The sequence below is a fragment of the Escherichia sp. E4385 genome (assembly GCF_963883145.1).
Taxonomy (GTDB): domain Bacteria; phylum Pseudomonadota; class Gammaproteobacteria; order Enterobacterales; family Enterobacteriaceae; genus Escherichia.
In genome coordinates, this window is the sequence record NZ_CAWOOJ010000013.1 from 165,992 (window position 1) to 181,505 (window position 15,514).

At 51.3% G+C, this 15,514-nt stretch carries 13 protein-coding genes; 8 read left to right on the forward strand and 5 right to left on the reverse strand.

From position 1 onward, the window contains the following. The first annotated feature begins 30 nt into the window (after positions 1-30). Positions 31-1,281 carry a NupC/NupG family nucleoside CNT transporter gene (locus tag AACS80_RS12880; RefSeq protein ID WP_130207086.1) on the forward strand — a complete coding sequence of 417 codons (1,251 nt, stop codon included), beginning with the start codon at positions 31-33 and terminating at the stop codon, positions 1,279-1,281. A 58-nt stretch (positions 1,282-1,339) separates the two neighbouring features. On the opposite strand, the gene AACS80_RS12885 is transcribed toward AACS80_RS12880, so the two are convergent. Beyond that, positions 1,340-2,038: a transcriptional regulator YeiL gene (locus AACS80_RS12885; protein WP_130207084.1), complete on the reverse strand. Its 699-nt coding sequence runs from the start codon at positions 2,036-2,038 to the stop codon at positions 1,340-1,342. A gap of 128 nt (positions 2,039-2,166) precedes the next feature. On the opposite strand from AACS80_RS12885, the gene rihB reads away from it, so the two are divergent. Next, entirely contained in the window at positions 2,167-3,108 is a 942-nt protein-coding gene (gene rihB, locus AACS80_RS12890; RefSeq protein WP_130207082.1) for a ribosylpyrimidine nucleosidase, read from the forward strand. A 99-nt stretch (positions 3,109-3,207) separates the two neighbouring features. Next, complete coding sequence (locus AACS80_RS12895) at positions 3,208-4,458, forward strand: NupC/NupG family nucleoside CNT transporter (protein WP_130260499.1); 1,251 nt, start codon at positions 3,208-3,210, stop codon at positions 4,456-4,458. 54 nt (positions 4,459-4,512) lie between these two features. Here the strand turns inward: AACS80_RS12895 and AACS80_RS12900 are convergent, their stop codons facing one another. The 3 genes from AACS80_RS12900 to AACS80_RS12910 form a co-directional block, all read right to left on the reverse strand. After that, on the reverse strand, positions 4,513-5,601 hold the full coding sequence (locus AACS80_RS12900; RefSeq protein WP_135410174.1) for a sugar kinase: 1,089 nt from the start codon (positions 5,599-5,601) through the stop codon (positions 4,513-4,515). Between the two features lie 2 nt (positions 5,602-5,603). Continuing rightward, a complete protein-coding gene (nfo, locus tag AACS80_RS12905) occupies positions 5,604-6,461 on the reverse strand; it encodes a deoxyribonuclease IV (protein WP_000873890.1) in 858 nt (285 codons plus the stop codon). A 73-nt stretch (positions 6,462-6,534) separates the two neighbouring features. Continuing rightward, positions 6,535-7,584, reverse strand: coding sequence for a YeiH family protein (locus tag AACS80_RS12910; RefSeq protein ID WP_000182044.1), 1,050 nt, complete (start codon positions 7,582-7,584; stop codon positions 6,535-6,537). A gap of 98 nt (positions 7,585-7,682) precedes the next feature. Here AACS80_RS12910 and yieE point away from each other — a divergent pair, with 98 nt between their 5' ends. The 3 genes from yieE (at position 7,683) to cirA (ending at position 12,515) form a co-directional block, all read left to right on the forward strand. Beyond that, the gene (gene yieE, locus AACS80_RS12915; RefSeq protein ID WP_130207074.1) at positions 7,683-8,564 is read left to right on the forward strand and encodes a DNA-binding transcriptional regulator YeiE; all 882 of its coding nucleotides are present in this window, start codon (positions 7,683-7,685) and stop codon (positions 8,562-8,564) included. A gap of 204 nt (positions 8,565-8,768) precedes the next feature. Then, positions 8,769-10,238, forward strand: a complete 1,470-nt coding sequence (gene lysP / locus AACS80_RS12920; protein WP_130207072.1) for a lysine-specific permease — start codon at positions 8,769-8,771, stop codon at positions 10,236-10,238. Between the two features lie 285 nt (positions 10,239-10,523). Then, positions 10,524-12,515: a catecholate siderophore receptor CirA gene (gene cirA, locus AACS80_RS12925; protein WP_135410173.1), complete on the forward strand. Its 1,992-nt coding sequence runs from the start codon at positions 10,524-10,526 to the stop codon at positions 12,513-12,515. A gap of 31 nt (positions 12,516-12,546) precedes the next feature. Here cirA and yeiG read toward each other — a convergent pair whose 3' ends face one another. Further along, positions 12,547-13,383, reverse strand: coding sequence for an S-formylglutathione hydrolase (gene yeiG / locus AACS80_RS12930; protein ID WP_135410172.1), 837 nt, complete (start codon positions 13,381-13,383; stop codon positions 12,547-12,549). 257 nt (positions 13,384-13,640) lie between these two features. On the opposite strand from yeiG, the gene folE reads away from it, so the two are divergent. Beyond that, positions 13,641-14,309, forward strand: a complete 669-nt coding sequence (gene folE / locus AACS80_RS12935) for a GTP cyclohydrolase I FolE (RefSeq protein ID WP_001139613.1) — start codon at positions 13,641-13,643, stop codon at positions 14,307-14,309. A gap of 16 nt (positions 14,310-14,325) precedes the next feature. Continuing rightward, positions 14,326-15,483: a DUF418 domain-containing protein YeiB gene (gene yeiB, locus AACS80_RS12940; RefSeq protein ID WP_135491637.1), complete on the forward strand. Its 1,158-nt coding sequence runs from the start codon at positions 14,326-14,328 to the stop codon at positions 15,481-15,483. Positions 15,484-15,514 lie beyond the last annotated feature (31 nt).

Genomic DNA, 15,514 nt, shown 5'->3' on the forward strand with positions numbered 1-15,514 from the left:
CGGGTTTACTGGCATAAAGGGAAAATCATTATGGATATAATGAGAAGTTTGGTGGGTATGGTGGTATTGCTGGCAATTGCGTTTGTGTTGTCGGTGAATAAAAAGGGCATCAGTTTGCGCACGGTTGGGGCCGCGCTGCTGCTGCAAATCGCCATTGGAGGCATCATGCTCTATTTTCCGCCGGGAAAATGGGCAGTAGAACAGGCGGCATTAGGCGTTCATAAAGTGATGTCTTACAGTGATGCCGGTAGCGCCTTCATTTTTGGTTCGCTGGTTGGGCCGAAAATGGATGTTCTCTTTGATGGCGCGGGCTTTATCTTCGCCTTTCGCGTACTCCCGGCGATTATCTTCGTCACTGCGCTTATCAGCCTACTGTACTACATTGGCGTAATGGGACTGCTGATTCGTATTCTTGGCAGTATTTTCCAGAAAGCCCTCAACATCAGCAAAATCGAATCTTTTGTTGCGGTTACCACTATTTTCCTCGGGCAAAACGAGATCCCGGCGATCGTAAAACCGTTTATCGATCGCATGAATCGCAACGAGTTGTTTACCGCAATTTGTAGCGGGATGGCGTCCATTGCTGGTTCGATGATGATTGGTTATGCCGGAATGGGCGTGCCGATTGACTACCTGTTAGCGGCATCGCTGATGGCTATCCCCGGCGGTATTTTGTTTGCGCGTATTCTTAGCCCAGCAACCGAGCCTTCGCAGGTGACATTTGAAAACCTGTCATTCAGCGAAACGCCGCCAAAAAGCTTTATCGAAGCGGCGGCGAGCGGTGCGATGACCGGGCTGAAAATCGCCGCTGGTGTGGCGACGGTGGTAATGGCGTTTGTCGCAATTATTGCGCTGATCAACGGCATTATCGGCGGAATTGGCGGCTGGTTTGGTTTCGCCAATGCTTCTCTGGAAAGTATTTTTGGCTATGTGCTGGCACCGCTGGCGTGGATCATGGGTGTGGACTGGAGTGATGCCAACCTTGCGGGTAGTCTGATTGGGCAGAAACTGGCGATAAACGAATTTGTTGCTTACCTGAGTTTCTCACCGTATCTGCAAACGGGTGGCACGCTGGAAGTGAAAACCGTGGCAATTATCTCCTTTGCGCTGTGTGGTTTTGCTAACTTTGGTTCTATCGGCGTTGTCGTTGGGGCGTTTTCGGCTATTTCGCCAAAACGTGCTCCGGAAATCGCCCAGCTTGGTTTACGGGCGCTGGCAGCAGCGACGCTTTCCAACCTGATGAGTGCGACTATTGCCGGGTTCTTTCTTGGGCTGGCGTAATGCTCGATTTGTAGTCCGGATAAGACGTATCCGGCAATCGCGCTATTGCAAATAATTTTTACTGCATCATCCCGGAGAATTTATTCTCCGGGTCCATCTCCAGCGCCAGTCCTGACAACTGCTTTCTGTTTTTAATTAGATACCCTTTCTTGTTTTTAATTAATAAACCGTCGTGAATGAATTGCGCGAGAACATATAAAAGATGTCGATAAGAAACGCCTAAATACTCTGCGGCTTGCGTGTGCTTTTCGTGATAAAGATCACTTTCCTGCGAAAGTAATATAAATGCTGCCAGGCGATTCACTAACGGAAATGATTGGTTCTGAGTTAAAGAAACAATATTGCGATAATTTTTATGACTTAAGGTGACGCAGAGTTTTCGTAAAAATAGCGTGTCGTTTAATAACAGCGGACGGTAATGTTTCATGGGGAGCGCAATACACCAACACTCTTCAATAGCCTGTACCGCACGCGGTTCATGATCTTTATCGATTAACTCAATCTCGCCAATAAAACAGGGCGCGGCAAAGAAATCGATCAGCGACACGCGACCATTGGCCAGCGTGGCGTAAAGCCTGGCACGGCCTCGCGTCAGGTAAAACAGCCAGGACGGCTGTTGCCCTTCCTGCACAATGTAGTCACGCGCTAAAAAATGAAACAGCCGCGTATCGGCTGAAACATCCGTTGAAAAGCAATCCTTAAATGCGGATTCGTTAATCAGTTGTTGCTTCAATTCATTATTGTGGATTTCTTTCACGATGTTTATCCGCTATGAGATTTCTCATATTTAGCATACGTACGCTGTTGTTAAGATTCAATCATCGACCCGGTCGAATTTTCTTTGCTGTAAAAAAATAACGCAACTGGAAACAGAGGAAATAAACAATGGAAAAGAGAAAAATTATTCTGGATTGTGATCCGGGTCATGATGATGCTATTGCCATAATGATGGCTGCGAAACATCCGGCGATTGATTTATTAGGTATCACTATTGTGGCGGGTAATCAGACGCTTGATAAAACATTAATTAATGGCCTGAATGTTTGCCAGAAACTGGAGATTAATGTTCCGGTTTATGCGGGGATGCCGCAGCCCATTATGCGTCAACAAATTGTTGCCGATAATATTCACGGTGAAACCGGACTGGATGGCCCGGTATTCGAGCCGTTGACCCGCCAGGCAGAAAACACTCATGCGGTGAAATACATCATCGATACCCTGATGGCAAGCGATGGCGATATCACTCTGGTGCCGGTTGGTCCATTGTCAAACATCGCGGTGGCAATGCGCATGCAACCCGCAATCTTGCCCAAAATCCGTGAAATTGTACTGATGGGCGGCGCTTACGGTACAGGTAACTTCACGCCGTCTGCCGAGTTCAACATCTTTGCTGACCCGGAAGCCGCACGCGTGGTGTTCACCTCCGGCGTTCCGTTGGTGATGATGGGCCTCGATCTCACCAACCAGACCGTTTGCACCCCTGACGTGATTGCACGGATGGAAAGGGCAGGCGGCCCTGCCGGGGAGCTGTTCAGCGACATCATGAACTTCACTCTCAAAACGCAGTTCGAAAACTACGGTCTGGCTGGCGGCCCGGTGCACGACGCCACCTGCATCGGTTATCTGATTAACCCGAATGGCATTAAAACCCAGGATATGTACGTCGAAGTGGACGTTAATAGCGGCCCTTGCTACGGGCGTACCGTCTGCGACGAGTTGGGCGTTCTTGGCAAGCCCGCTAATACCAAAGTCGGCATTACCATCGATACCGACTGGTTCTGGGGCTTAGTCGAAGAGTGCGTTCGCGGCTACATCAAAACCCATTAAATGTTGATAACAAGCCGGGTCAGTATCGCAAGATGCAGGCCCGGCTATTTCTGATGGGCAGAAAGCCGTCGCCCAAAATGACATGAAGAGATAATAACTATGGATGTCATGAGAAGTGTTCTGGGAATGGTGGTATTGCTGACGATTGCGTTTTTACTGTCAGTAAACAAGAAGAAGATCAGCCTGCGTACCGTTGGCGCGGCGTTAGTGTTACAGATCGTGATTGGCGGCATAATGCTTTGGTTACCGCCAGGGCGTTGGCTCGCTGAAAAAGTCGCTTTTGGCGTGCATAAAGTGATGGCGTACAGCGACGCGGGTAGCGCATTTATCTTCGGTTCTCTGGTCGGACCGAAAATGGATACCTTATTTGATGGCGCAGGATTTATCTTTGGTTTCAGGGTATTACCGGCAATTATCTTCGTCACTGCACTGGTGAGTATTCTCTACTACATCGGTGTGATGGGGATCTTAATTCGCATTCTTGGCGGTATATTCCAGAAAGCATTAAATATCAGCAAGATTGAGTCATTCGTCGCGGTTACTACCATTTTCCTTGGGCAAAACGAAATTCCGGCGATCGTGAAGCCCTTTATCGATCGTCTGAATCGCAATGAGCTGTTTACAGCTATTTGCAGCGGTATGGCCTCAATTGCCGGTTCGACGATGATTGGTTACGCTGCGCTGGGCGTGCCTGTGGAATATTTGCTGGCGGCATCGTTAATGGCGATCCCCGGCGGGATCTTGTTTGCCCGCCTGTTAAGCCCGGCTACGGAATCTTCGCAGGTTTCCTTTAATAACCTCTCTTTCACCGAAACACCGCCAAAAAGCATTATTGAGGCCGCTGCTACAGGGGCAATGACCGGGCTGAAAATCGCTGCGGGTGTGGCGACAGTAGTCATGGCATTTGTTGCCATCATTGCGTTAATTAACGGTATTATCGGCGGCGTTGGCGGCTGGTTTGGTTTTGAGCAAGCCTCGCTGGAGTCCATTTTAGGTTATCTGCTGGCCCCGCTGGCGTGGGTGATGGGTGTTGACTGGAGTGATGCAAATCTTGCCGGGAGTTTGATTGGGCAGAAGCTGGCGATCAATGAATTTGTTGCTTATCTCAATTTCTCGCCATATCTGCAAACGGGTGGCTCTCTGGATGCTAAAACCGTGGCGATTATTTCTTTTGCGCTGTGCGGTTTCGCTAACTTTGGTTCTATCGGGGTAGTGGTTGGGGCATTTTCTGCGGTTGCGCCACACCGTGCGCCGGAAATCGCCCAGCTTGGTTTACGGGCGCTGGCGGCGGCGACGCTTTCCAACCTGATGAGTGCGACCATTGCCGGGTTCTTTATTGGTTTAGCGTAGTGCGCGATTTATGAGCCGGATAAGACGCGTTAAGCGTCGCATCCGGCAACATTGTTACACCATTGGCACTAATGAAAGCGCGTTATCGGCAGACAGGGTAGGGTTGTTTAAGCTGCCGCTGGCGCGCGAAATTGCCGCGCAGGCCATCGCAAAATGGGCGCTATCACGGAAACTGCTTCCTTCCAGAAAGCTATACACCAGGCCCGCCATAAAACCATCGTCAGCACCAAAACTGTCTACCGTCGTATGTGCTGGCGGAGTCAGTAAAAATTGTTCACCATCCTTTTCGCTGCAATAAACTGACTCATCGGGCAAATAAACAAACAGATGCTGAACACCTTGCTGATGCAACGCATTCACTGCGGCATTACGATCAGCATCGCTGGTTATCGGCTGGCCCCATAAAATTTCCAGCTCTGGCAAAGTGGGTTTCAGAGTGTGAATATGCGCCGGCCAGTGTTTGATTTTGCCCGCTTTAAATTCTGAAACGGTATCGACAAACACCGGGATTTCATCGGCAAGGGTGAAGACCCACTCCAGCGCCTCGGCAGTCAGGTTACAATCTGCCAGCACCACGCCCGCATGATGAAGTAAATCGCGCGACCCGTTCAGTAGTTGCGGTGTCAACTGTTCCAGCAGATGGGTATCGTTAATCGCCAGCACGGTTTCATCGTCTCGATTGGCAATTGCCAGATACGTCGATGTGCTTTGGCCGTGTAAACGAACACAGCCGGAGACATTCACTCCGGCGCGGCGCGTCTCTTCCAGGAGCATTTCGCCATAAAAGTCATCGCCAATCACCGAGAGTAAATGGACGTCGCGGCCTAACAGCGCCAGATTGTGGGCAATGTTGCGCCCAACGCCGCCCGCCGAGCAATGAATCGTACCGGGATTAGAGGCCGCTTGCGGATAACGGATATCCGCCATCCCGCGAATATCCATATTGATTGTTCCCACCACCACGCAATATTCCTGCTCGGTGAGAATGTAACCTTTGCCTTTAATCCGCCCTTTGCGCATTAAATCCATAATATGCGCCGCAACGCGCGAACGGCTAATTTGCAGCATATCCGCAATTTCATTCTGCTGAATCAGCGGGTTACGCCGTAAAATTGCAAGGATTTCCTTCTCCCGGTTGTTCATTTTCAGGCTACCGCTTTTTCAGTTTGTTGCGCTTTCAGCCAGGCGATCTCTTCTGCCCAGATATCCGGGTTGATGGTTTCGAGGATCAGCGGAATGCCGTCGAAGCGGTCGTCCTGCATGATCCAGCGGAACGCATCATGACCGATATTGCCTTCACCAAGGCTATGATGGCGATCAACGCGGCTGCCAAAGGTACTTTTCGCATCGTTGAGGTGCATCCCGCGCAGATACTTAAAGCCAACAATACGAGCAAAATCAGCGAACGTTTTCTCGCATTCGGCAGGGGTACGCAAATCATACCCGGCAGCGAAAGCATGGCAGGTATCAATGCAGACGCCGACGCGGGATTTATCTTCCACACCGTCGATAATCGCCGCGAGATGTTCGAATTTAAATCCAAGGTTGCTGCCCTGACCGGCGGTATTTTCAATCACCGCGGTCACACCTTGTGTTTTATCCAGTGCAATGTTGATGGATTCAGCAATACGCGCAAGGCAATCCTCTTCTGAAATCTGCATCAGATGGCTGCCAGGGTGGAAGTTGAGCAAAGAAAGTCCCAGTTGTTCGCAACGCTGCATTTCATCTATAAAGGCATCGCGCGATTTTTCCAGGGCTTCAGTGACCGGATGTCCGAGGTTAATCAGATAACTGTCGTGGGGAAGAATTTGCGCCGATGTGTAGTGATATTTTTCACAGGCGGCTTTGAATTCATCGATGGTTTGCGTCGTGAGCGGTGCGGCACGCCACTGACGTTGGTTTTTGGTGAACAAGGCAAACGCGGTTGCGTCGATTTCGGCGGCGCGAATTGCGGCATTTGCCAGACCGCCAGCAGCACTAACGTGCGCTCCAATGTATTTCATGCGAGGACTCCTGTTAAACCCGCTGGAGGAAAACGGTAATGATAGCGGGTTAACAGGAGCAAGATGTAGTGGTTTATGCGATGACGCTTTGAATCACATAGTTAATTGCACCACCACCAACAATCAGCCAGGCAAACAGTACCAGTGCCATCAGCAGAGGTTTCGCCCCGGCTTTTTTCAGCGCGCTGACGTGAGTGGTCAGACCCAGCGCCGCCATCGCCATTGCCAGCAGGAAGGTATCCAGCGTTACCAGCATGTTCACCACGCTCTGCGGTAACAGGTGGAACGAGTTAAAGATGGCAACTACGATGAACAAGATGGCAAACCACGGAATAGTGATTTTGCTTTTCTCGCCGCTGTTCGCCCCAGACAGCTGTTTAACACGCGCCGCCAGCAGGATGAGGAACGGGGCCAGCATCATCACGCGCAGCATTTTGGAAATAACTGCTGCGTTTTCTGCATCCGGGCTGATGGCATGACCTGCCGCCACCACCTGCGCCACTTCGTGCACAGTAGAACCAATGTAGATACCGAAAGTTTCCGGGCTAAACCATTGAGACATCAGCGGATATATCGCCGGGTAGAGGAAAATCGCGACGGTCCCGAAGATAACAACGGTTGCAACAGCCACGGTTACTTTACTGGCTTCCGCTTTCACTACCGGCTCAGTCGCCAGTACCGCTGCAGCACCACAGATACTGCTACCGGCACCGATCAACCAGCTGGTGTGCTTATCCAGACCAAACACTTTCTGCCCCAGGAAGCAAGCCAGCAGGAAGGTACTGGACAGCGTCAGCACGTCAATGATGATCCCACTGATACCGACATCGGCAATTTGTGAGAACGTCAGACGGAAGCCATAAAGAATGATACCCAGACGTAATAAATATTGCTTGGCAAACAGCACGCCACCGTCACAGCTTTTCCAGATGTGCGGATAGATGGTGTTGCCTAAAACCATCCCCAACAAGATTGCGAGGGTGAGGGCACTAAACCCGGCACCCGCAATCGCGGGAATGGAACCACCCCACAGGGCGACCCCGGTGATAACTGCACTCAGGGCTAACCCCGGAATAAAATGCCACAGTGTACGATGTTGTTTCTGTAAGGTGATATTCGTCATAACCCTCTCCTTTAACCGGGCATAAGGTTACGACTAACTGGTTTAAAAATAAAATTGATTATATATTTATAATTAATCTTTATAAGTGGTAAGCGACTATGCACATCACCCTCCGGCAGTTGGAAGTTTTTGCAGAAGTATTGAAAAGTGGATCAACCACCCAGGCGTCGGTGATGCTGGCGTTGTCGCAATCAGCAGTGAGCGCAGCCTTGACCGACCTGGAAGGGCAGCTTGGCGTGCAACTGTTTGATCGCGTGGGTAAAAGACTGGTTGTTAATGAACACGGGCGGCTGCTCTATCCGCGTGCGTTGGCACTGCTTGAACAGGCGATTGAAATCGAACAACTGTTTCGCGAAGACAACGGCGCGATTCGTGTCTATGCCAGTAGTACCATCGGTAACTACATTCTGCCTGCAGTCATCGCCCGTTATCGCCATGATTATCCGCAGTTGCCGATTGAACTGAGCGTTGGGAACAGCCAGGACGTGATGCAAGCGGTGCTGGATTTCCGCGTTGATATTGGCTTTATTGAAGGACCGTGCCACAGCACTGAAATCATTTCTGAACCGTGGCTGGAAGACGAGCTGGTGGTTTTCGCCGCGCCGACTTCGCCGCTGGCTCGTGGTCCGGTCACCTTAGAACAGTTGGCCGCTGCGCCGTGGATCCTGCGTGAACGCGGTTCAGGCACGCGGGAGATTGTCGATTATCTGTTACTGTCGCATTTACCGAAGTTTGAGATGGCGATGGAATTAGGTAACTCCGAGGCAATCAAACATGCGGTGCGTCATGGGTTGGGAATTAGTTGCCTGTCGCGAAGGGTCATTGAAGATCAATTGCAGGCTGGCACATTAAGTGAAGTTGCTGTCCCTCTGCCGCGCCTGATGCGTACGTTGTGGCGTATACATCATCGGCAGAAACACCTTTCCAACGCGTTACGGCGCTTTCTGGAGTACTGCGATTCCTCCACTTTGCCGCGTTAATCTGTTGTACAGAAACCTACGGGGGCTGTGTCGATTTTGTGACGCAGCACCACCGGTATACATTCGCCAGAAAAGAGCTTGGTTGCTTTACTTATAATCCCTGGACGATCATGAAGGTGTCTTATAAAAGCGTATTTCTACCGGAAGGATTGCAAATCGTCTGCTACAATCGCGCCTCATTTTTAAGATGGATAGCATTTTCGTATGGTTTCCGAAACTAAAACCACAGAAGCGCCGGGCTTACGCCGTGAATTAAAGGCGCGTCACCTGACGATGATTGCCATTGGCGGTTCCATCGGTACGGGTCTTTTTGTTGCCTCTGGCGCAACGATCTCTCAGGCAGGTCCAGGTGGGGCGCTGCTCTCGTATATTCTGATCGGCCTGATGGTTTACTTCCTGATGACCAGTCTTGGTGAACTGGCGGCATATATGCCGGTTTCTGGTTCCTTTGCCACTTACGGTCAGAACTATGTTGAAGAAGGCTTTGGCTTCGCGCTGGGCTGGAACTACTGGTACAACTGGGCGGTAACTATCGCCGTTGACCTGGTGGCCGCTCAGTTGGTCATGAGCTGGTGGTTCCCGGACACCCCGGGTTGGATCTGGAGTGCGCTGTTCCTCGGCGTTATCTTCCTCCTGAACTACATTTCAGTTCGTGGCTTTGGCGAGGCGGAATACTGGTTCTCACTGATCAAAGTCACCACGGTCATTGTCTTTATCATCGTCGGCGTGATGATGATTATCGGCATCTTCAAAGGCGCACAGCCTGCGGGCTGGAGCAACTGGACGATTGGCGAAGCACCATTTGCTGGTGGTTTTGCGGCGATGATCGGTGTGGCAATGATTGTCGGCTTCTCTTTCCAGGGAACCGAGCTGATCGGTATTGCTGCAGGCGAGTCCGAAGAACCGGCGAAAAACATTCCACGCGCGGTACGTCAGGTGTTCTGGCGAATCCTGCTGTTCTATGTGTTCGCAATCCTGATCATCAGCCTGATCATTCCATACACCGATCCGAGCCTGCTGCGTAATGATGTTAAAGACATCAGCGTCAGCCCGTTCACCCTGGTGTTCCAGCATGCGGGTCTGCTCTCTGCGGCGGCGGTGATGAACGCGGTTATTCTGACGGCGGTGCTGTCAGCGGGTAACTCCGGTATGTATGCGTCTACTCGTATGCTGTACACCCTTGCGTGTGACGGTAAAGCACCGCGCATTTTCGCTAAATTGTCGCGTGGCGGCGTACCGCGTAACGCACTGTATGCGACCACGGTAATTGCAGGTCTGTGCTTCCTGACCTCCATGTTTGGTAACCAGACGGTATACCTGTGGTTGCTGAACACCTCCGGTATGACAGGCTTTATCGCCTGGCTGGGAATTGCGATCAGCCATTATCGTTTCCGTCGCGGTTATGTGCTGCAGGGGCATGATATTAACGATCTGCCGTACCGTTCAGGTTTCTTCCCGCTGGGACCGATCTTCGCTTTTGTGCTGTGCCTGATTATCACTCTGGGCCAGAACTACGAAGCGTTCCTGAAAGACACTATCGACTGGGGTGGCGTAGCGGCAACCTATATTGGCATCCCGCTGTTCCTTATGATCTGGTTTGGCTATAAGTTGATTAAAGGAACCCACTTCGTACGCTACAGCGAAATGAAGTTCCCGCAGAACGATAAGAAATAAGTTTTACCCCTTCCTTAATAAAGCCCTCTCAACCGAGAGGGCTTTTTCTTTTCCTTAGTATTCATACGGATATAAAACTTAACATTTGGATTGATAATTGTTATCGTTTGCATTATCGTTACGCCGAAATCAAAAAAGGCTGACAAATCAGAGGCTGTTCAGGCTTTTGGGATGATCACCTGCATACAAAAAAGTCTTCCGCGATGCTGCCGTACGCAAGGGGACATGAAGAAGATGTGAGCGATAACCCATTTTATTTTCGTAGTTACCTCATGGAGATATGGAATGTTTAGGTTGAACCCTTTCGTACGGGTCGGGCTGTGTTTGTCCGCAGTTTCATGTGCATGGCCTGTGTTAGCGGTTGATGATGATGGCGAAACGATGGTAGTCACGGCATCTTCCGTTGAACAAAACCTCAAAGATGCGCCCGCCAGTATCAGCGTCATTACCCAGGAAGACCTGCAGCGAAAACCGGTACAGAATCTGAAGGATGTCCTCAAAGAAGTGCCGGGCGTGCAACTGACTAACGAAGGGGACAACCGTAAGGGCGTCAGTATTCGTGGTCTGGATAGCAGCTACACCCTGATTCTTGTCGATGGTAAACGTGTTAACTCGCGCAATGCCGTCTTCCGCCATAATGACTTTGACCTGAACTGGATCCCGGTCGATTCCATCGAACGTATCGAAGTGGTACGTGGCCCGATGTCTTCACTGTATGGTTCCGATGCGCTCGGCGGCGTGGTGAACATCATCACCAAAAAAATCGGCCAGAAATGGTCAGGTACGGTAACGGTAGATACCACCATTCAGGAACATCGCGATCGCGGTGACACCTACAACGGCCAGTTCTTCACGAGTGGACCGCTGATTGACGGCGTGCTGGGAATGAAAGCTTACGGCAGCCTGGCAAAACGTGAAAAGGATGACCCGCAGATTTCCTCTACTACCGACACGGGAGAAACGCCGCGTATTGAAGGATTCTCCAGCCGCGACGGCAATGTCGAATTTGCCTGGACGCCGAATCAAAATCACGATTTTACCGCTGGTTACGGTTTCGACCGCCAGGATCGCGATTCTGACTCGCTGGACAAAAACCGCCTCGAACGCCAGAACTACTCCGTAAGCCATAATGGGCGCTGGGATTACGGCACCAGCGAACTGAAATATTATGGTGAGAAAGTCGAGAACAAAAACCCTGGCAACAGTAGCCCGATTACTTCCGAAAGTAACACGGTCGATGGTAAATACACGCTGCCGCTGACGGCTATCAATCAGTTTGTCACGGTAGGTGGTGAATGGCGCCACGACAAACTTAGCGATGCGGTGAACCTGACCGGCGGCACCAGCACTAAAACGTCCGCCAGTCAGTACGCGCTGTTTGTGGAAGATGAATGGCGGATCTTCGAGCCGCTGGCGCTGACGACCGGCGTGCGTATGGACGATCACGAAACCTACGGCGAACACTGGAGCCCGCGTGCCTATCTGGTCTATAACGCCACCGATACCGTAACAGTAAAAGGCGGCTGGGCGACGGCTTTTAAAGCACCTTCTCTGTTGCAACTTAGCCCCGACTGGACGACCAACTCCTGCCGTGGCGCATGCAAGATTATTGGTAGCCCGGACCTGAAACCAGAAACCAGCGAAAGTTGGGAGCTGGGGCTTTACTACATGGGCGAAGAAGGTTGGTTGGAAGGCGTTGAATCCAGTGTGACCGTCTTTCGCAATGATGTGAAAGATCGTATTAGCATCAGCCGTACATCTGACGTCAATGCTGCGCCGGGTTACCAAAACTTTGTTGGTTTTGAAACGGGGGCAAACGGTCGACGTATACCGGTGTTCAGTTACTACAACGTCAATAAAGCACGTATCCAGGGTGTGGAAACTGAGTTGAAAATCCCGTTCAACGATGAATGGAAGCTGTCACTCAACTACACCTACAACGATGGACGCGATGTCAGCAACGGTGAAAACAAACCGCTATCCGATCTGCCGTTCCATACCGCTAACGGTACGCTGGACTGGAAACCGCTGGCGCTGGAAGACTGGTCGTTTTATGTTTCTGGTCACTACACTGGTCAGAAACGAGCCGATAGCGATACCGCTAAAACACCGGGCGGTTATACCATCTGGAATACCGGCGCGGCCTGGCAGGTGACCAAAGACGTCAAACTGCGCGCAGGCGTGCTGAACCTGGGCGACAAAGATCTGAGTCGTGATGACTACAGCTATAACGAAGACGGGCGTCGTTACTTTATGGCAGTGGATTATCGCTTCTGATGAGGAGATGCCCGGCGAACCGGGCGAACTTTCACTTCAGTAAATACTGCGCATGGAAGCGCAGATGATCCTCTATAAAAGAAGCAATGAAGTAATAACTGTGATCATAACCAGGTTGAATACGTAGCGTCATCGGCCACGCTTTCTGGCGCGCAGCTTCTGCCAGTACCGCGGGTTGAAGCTGGTCGGCAAGAAACTGATCGTTATCACCCTGATCGATAAGCGTCGGAATCACATCTTGCGCATTGCTGGCGTACATCAGCGCGCAACTGTCCCATTCCAGCCATGCATTTTTGTCCTCACCTAAATAGGCGCTAAATGCTTTGATTCCCCACGGGACGCTGCACGGATTCACAATCGGCGCAAAGGCCGAAACACTGGTGTATTTGCCCGGATTTTTCAGCGCCATAATCAATGCGCCATGACCACCCATCGAATGACCGCTAATAGCACAGCGATCGCTGACGTTAAATTGCGATTGAATCAGCATCGGTAATTCATCGCGCAGATAATCATACATCCGGTAATGCGTCGCCCACGGTGGTTGCGTGGCGTTGAGATAAAACCCTGCACCCTGGCCTAAATCGTAGCCATCATCGTTGGCAATCTGTTCGCCGCGCGGGCTGGTGTCTGGCATCACCAGCACAATCCCCAGTTCTGCCGCTACGCGCTGAGCGCCTGCTTTGGTGGTGAAGTTCTCGTCATTGCAGGTTAAACCTGAAAGCCAGTACAGCACAGGCGGAGGGGCGTTGTCGCGGGGCGGTGGGAGAAAGATGCTGAACGTCATCGGGCAATTTAAGGTACTGGAGTCGTGCCGCCAGCGTTGCTGCCAGCCTTCAAAACAGCGGTGCTCTTCGAGCATTTCCATGCGTGGCTCCTTGTTGTGTTGTTTGCATTTTAGTCATCATACCGTTTATTCAATGCGCTGTGAGTAACTTTCACTTCCGCATATGCATAACGATGTTTTAACATCTAACGCTGAAAGGCAGCGGCAATTACAATAATTATCGCTGTGAATACTGGATTATGTGCGCCACCTCACGCACAATAATCGGGCTGCTAATCAGCTTAATAACTTTGCCCCCACGCAGGGCGGAGGCGTCACACCTGCAGGAGAAAACATAAATGCCATCACTCAGTAAAGAAGCGGCCCTGGTTCATGAAGCGTTAGTTGCGCGAGGACTGGAAACACCGCTGCGCCCGCCCGTGCATGAAATGGATAACGAAACGCGCAAAAGCCTTATCGCCGGTCATATGACTGAAATCATGCAGCTATTGAATCTCGACCTCGCTGATGACAGTTTGATGGAAACGCCGCATCGCATCGCTAAAATGTATGTCGATGAAATTTTCTCCGGTCTGGATTACGCCAATTTCCCGAAAATCACCCTCATTGAAAACAAAATGAAGGTCGATGAAATGGTCACCGTGCGCGATATCACCCTGACCAGCACCTGCGAGCACCATTTTGTCACTATCGATGGCAAAGCGACGGTAGCCTATATCCCGAAAGATTCGGTGATTGGCCTGTCGAAAATTAACCGCATCGTGCAGTTCTTTGCCCAGCGCCCGCAGGTGCAGGAACGTCTGACTCAGCAAATCCTCATTGCGCTGCAAACGCTGCTGGGGACCAATAACGTGGCTGTCTCCATCGACGCGGTGCATTACTGCGTGAAAGCGCGTGGCATCCGCGATGCAACCAGCGCCACGACAACGACCTCCCTCGGTGGTTTGTTCAAATCCAGTCAGAATACGCGGCACGAGTTTCTGCGCGCTGTGCGTCATCACAACTGATTAAAAGGCAGGAACCATGGAGCGCAACGTCACGCTCGATTTTGTTCGCGGCGTCGCCATTCTGGGGATCCTGCTATTAAACATCAGCGCCTTTGGTTTACCAAAGGCGGCTTATCTCAATCCCGCCTGGTATGGCACTATTACCCCGTCCGACGCCTGGACCTGGGCGTTTTTGGATCTCATCGGCCAGGTAAAATTCCTCACGCTTTTTGCGCTGCTGTTTGGCGCGGGCCTGCAAATGTTGCTGCCGCGCGGCAGACGCTGGATCCAGTCGCGGTTAACACTGTTAGTCTTGCTGGGCTTTATTCACGGTTTATTGTTCTGGGACGGCGATATCCTGCTGGCTTACGGGTTGGTGGGCTTAATCAGTTGGCGACTGGTGCGCGATGCGCCATCGGTAAAAAGTTTATTTAATACTGGCGTGATGCTGTATCTGGTGGGGATTGGCGTTTTGCTGTTGCTGGGGTTGATTTCTGACAGCCAGACCAGCCGCGCCTGGACGCCAGATGCATCGGCCATTTTGTATGAAAAATACTGGAAACTTCATGGCGGCGTCGAAGCGATCAGTAACCGTGCCGATGGCGTAGGCAACAGTTTACTGGCACTGGGCGCGCAGTATGGCTGGCAACTGGCGGGGATGATGTTAATTGGCGCGGCGCTGATGCGCAGCGGCTGGCTGAAAGGGCAGTTCAGCTTACGTCACTATCGTCGTACCGGTTTTGTGCTGGTAGCAATTGGTGTGCTGATTAACCTTCCTGCTATCGCACTGCAATGGCGGCTGGACTGGGCGTATCGCTGGTGTGCCTTCTTACTTCAAATGCCGCGTGAACTTAGCGCGCCGTTTCAGGCAATTGGCTATGCGTCGCTGTTTTATGGCTTTTGGCCGCAATTAAGCCGCTTCAGGCTGGTGCTGGCAATCGCCTGCGTCGGACGGATGGCGCTAACCAATTATCTACTGCAAACGCTGATTTGTACCACGCTGTTTTACCACCTCGGTTTGTTTATGCAGTTTGACCGCCTGGAGTTGCTGGTGTTTGTCGTTCCGGTATGGCTGGCGAACCTGCTTTTCTCTGTTATCTGGCTGCGTTACTTCCGTCAGGGGCCGGTGGAATGGCTCTGGCGTCAGTTAACCTTGCGCGCTGCCGGACCTGCATTATCTAAAACATCCAGATAACGATCTGGATCACATTCATTAACAAAACGGC

Bases quoted from the DNA above. Each gene is read 5' to 3' on its own strand.
- AACS80_RS12900 (WP_135410174.1), bottom strand. From the start codon at position 5,601: ATGAACAACCGGGAGAAGGAAATCCTTGCAATTTTACGGCGTAACCCG.
- cirA (WP_135410173.1), top strand. From the start codon at position 10,524: ATGTTTAGGTTGAACCCTTTCGTACGGGTCGGGCTGTGTTTGTCCGCA.
- yieE (WP_130207074.1), top strand. From the start codon at position 7,683: ATGCACATCACCCTCCGGCAGTTGGAAGTTTTTGCAGAAGTATTGAAA.
- rihB (WP_130207082.1), top strand. From the start codon at position 2,167: ATGGAAAAGAGAAAAATTATTCTGGATTGTGATCCGGGTCATGATGAT.
- nfo (WP_000873890.1), bottom strand. From the start codon at position 6,461: ATGAAATACATTGGAGCGCACGTTAGTGCTGCTGGCGGTCTGGCAAAT.
- AACS80_RS12895 (WP_130260499.1), top strand. From the start codon at position 3,208: ATGGATGTCATGAGAAGTGTTCTGGGAATGGTGGTATTGCTGACGATT.
- lysP (WP_130207072.1), top strand. From the start codon at position 8,769: ATGGTTTCCGAAACTAAAACCACAGAAGCGCCGGGCTTACGCCGTGAA.
- AACS80_RS12910 (WP_000182044.1), bottom strand. From the start codon at position 7,584: ATGACGAATATCACCTTACAGAAACAACATCGTACACTGTGGCATTTT.
- folE (WP_001139613.1), top strand. From the start codon at position 13,641: ATGCCATCACTCAGTAAAGAAGCGGCCCTGGTTCATGAAGCGTTAGTT.
- AACS80_RS12880 (WP_130207086.1), top strand. From the start codon at position 31: ATGGATATAATGAGAAGTTTGGTGGGTATGGTGGTATTGCTGGCAATT.
- yeiG (WP_135410172.1), bottom strand. From the start codon at position 13,383: ATGGAAATGCTCGAAGAGCACCGCTGTTTTGAAGGCTGGCAGCAACGC.
- yeiB (WP_135491637.1), top strand. From the start codon at position 14,326: ATGGAGCGCAACGTCACGCTCGATTTTGTTCGCGGCGTCGCCATTCTG.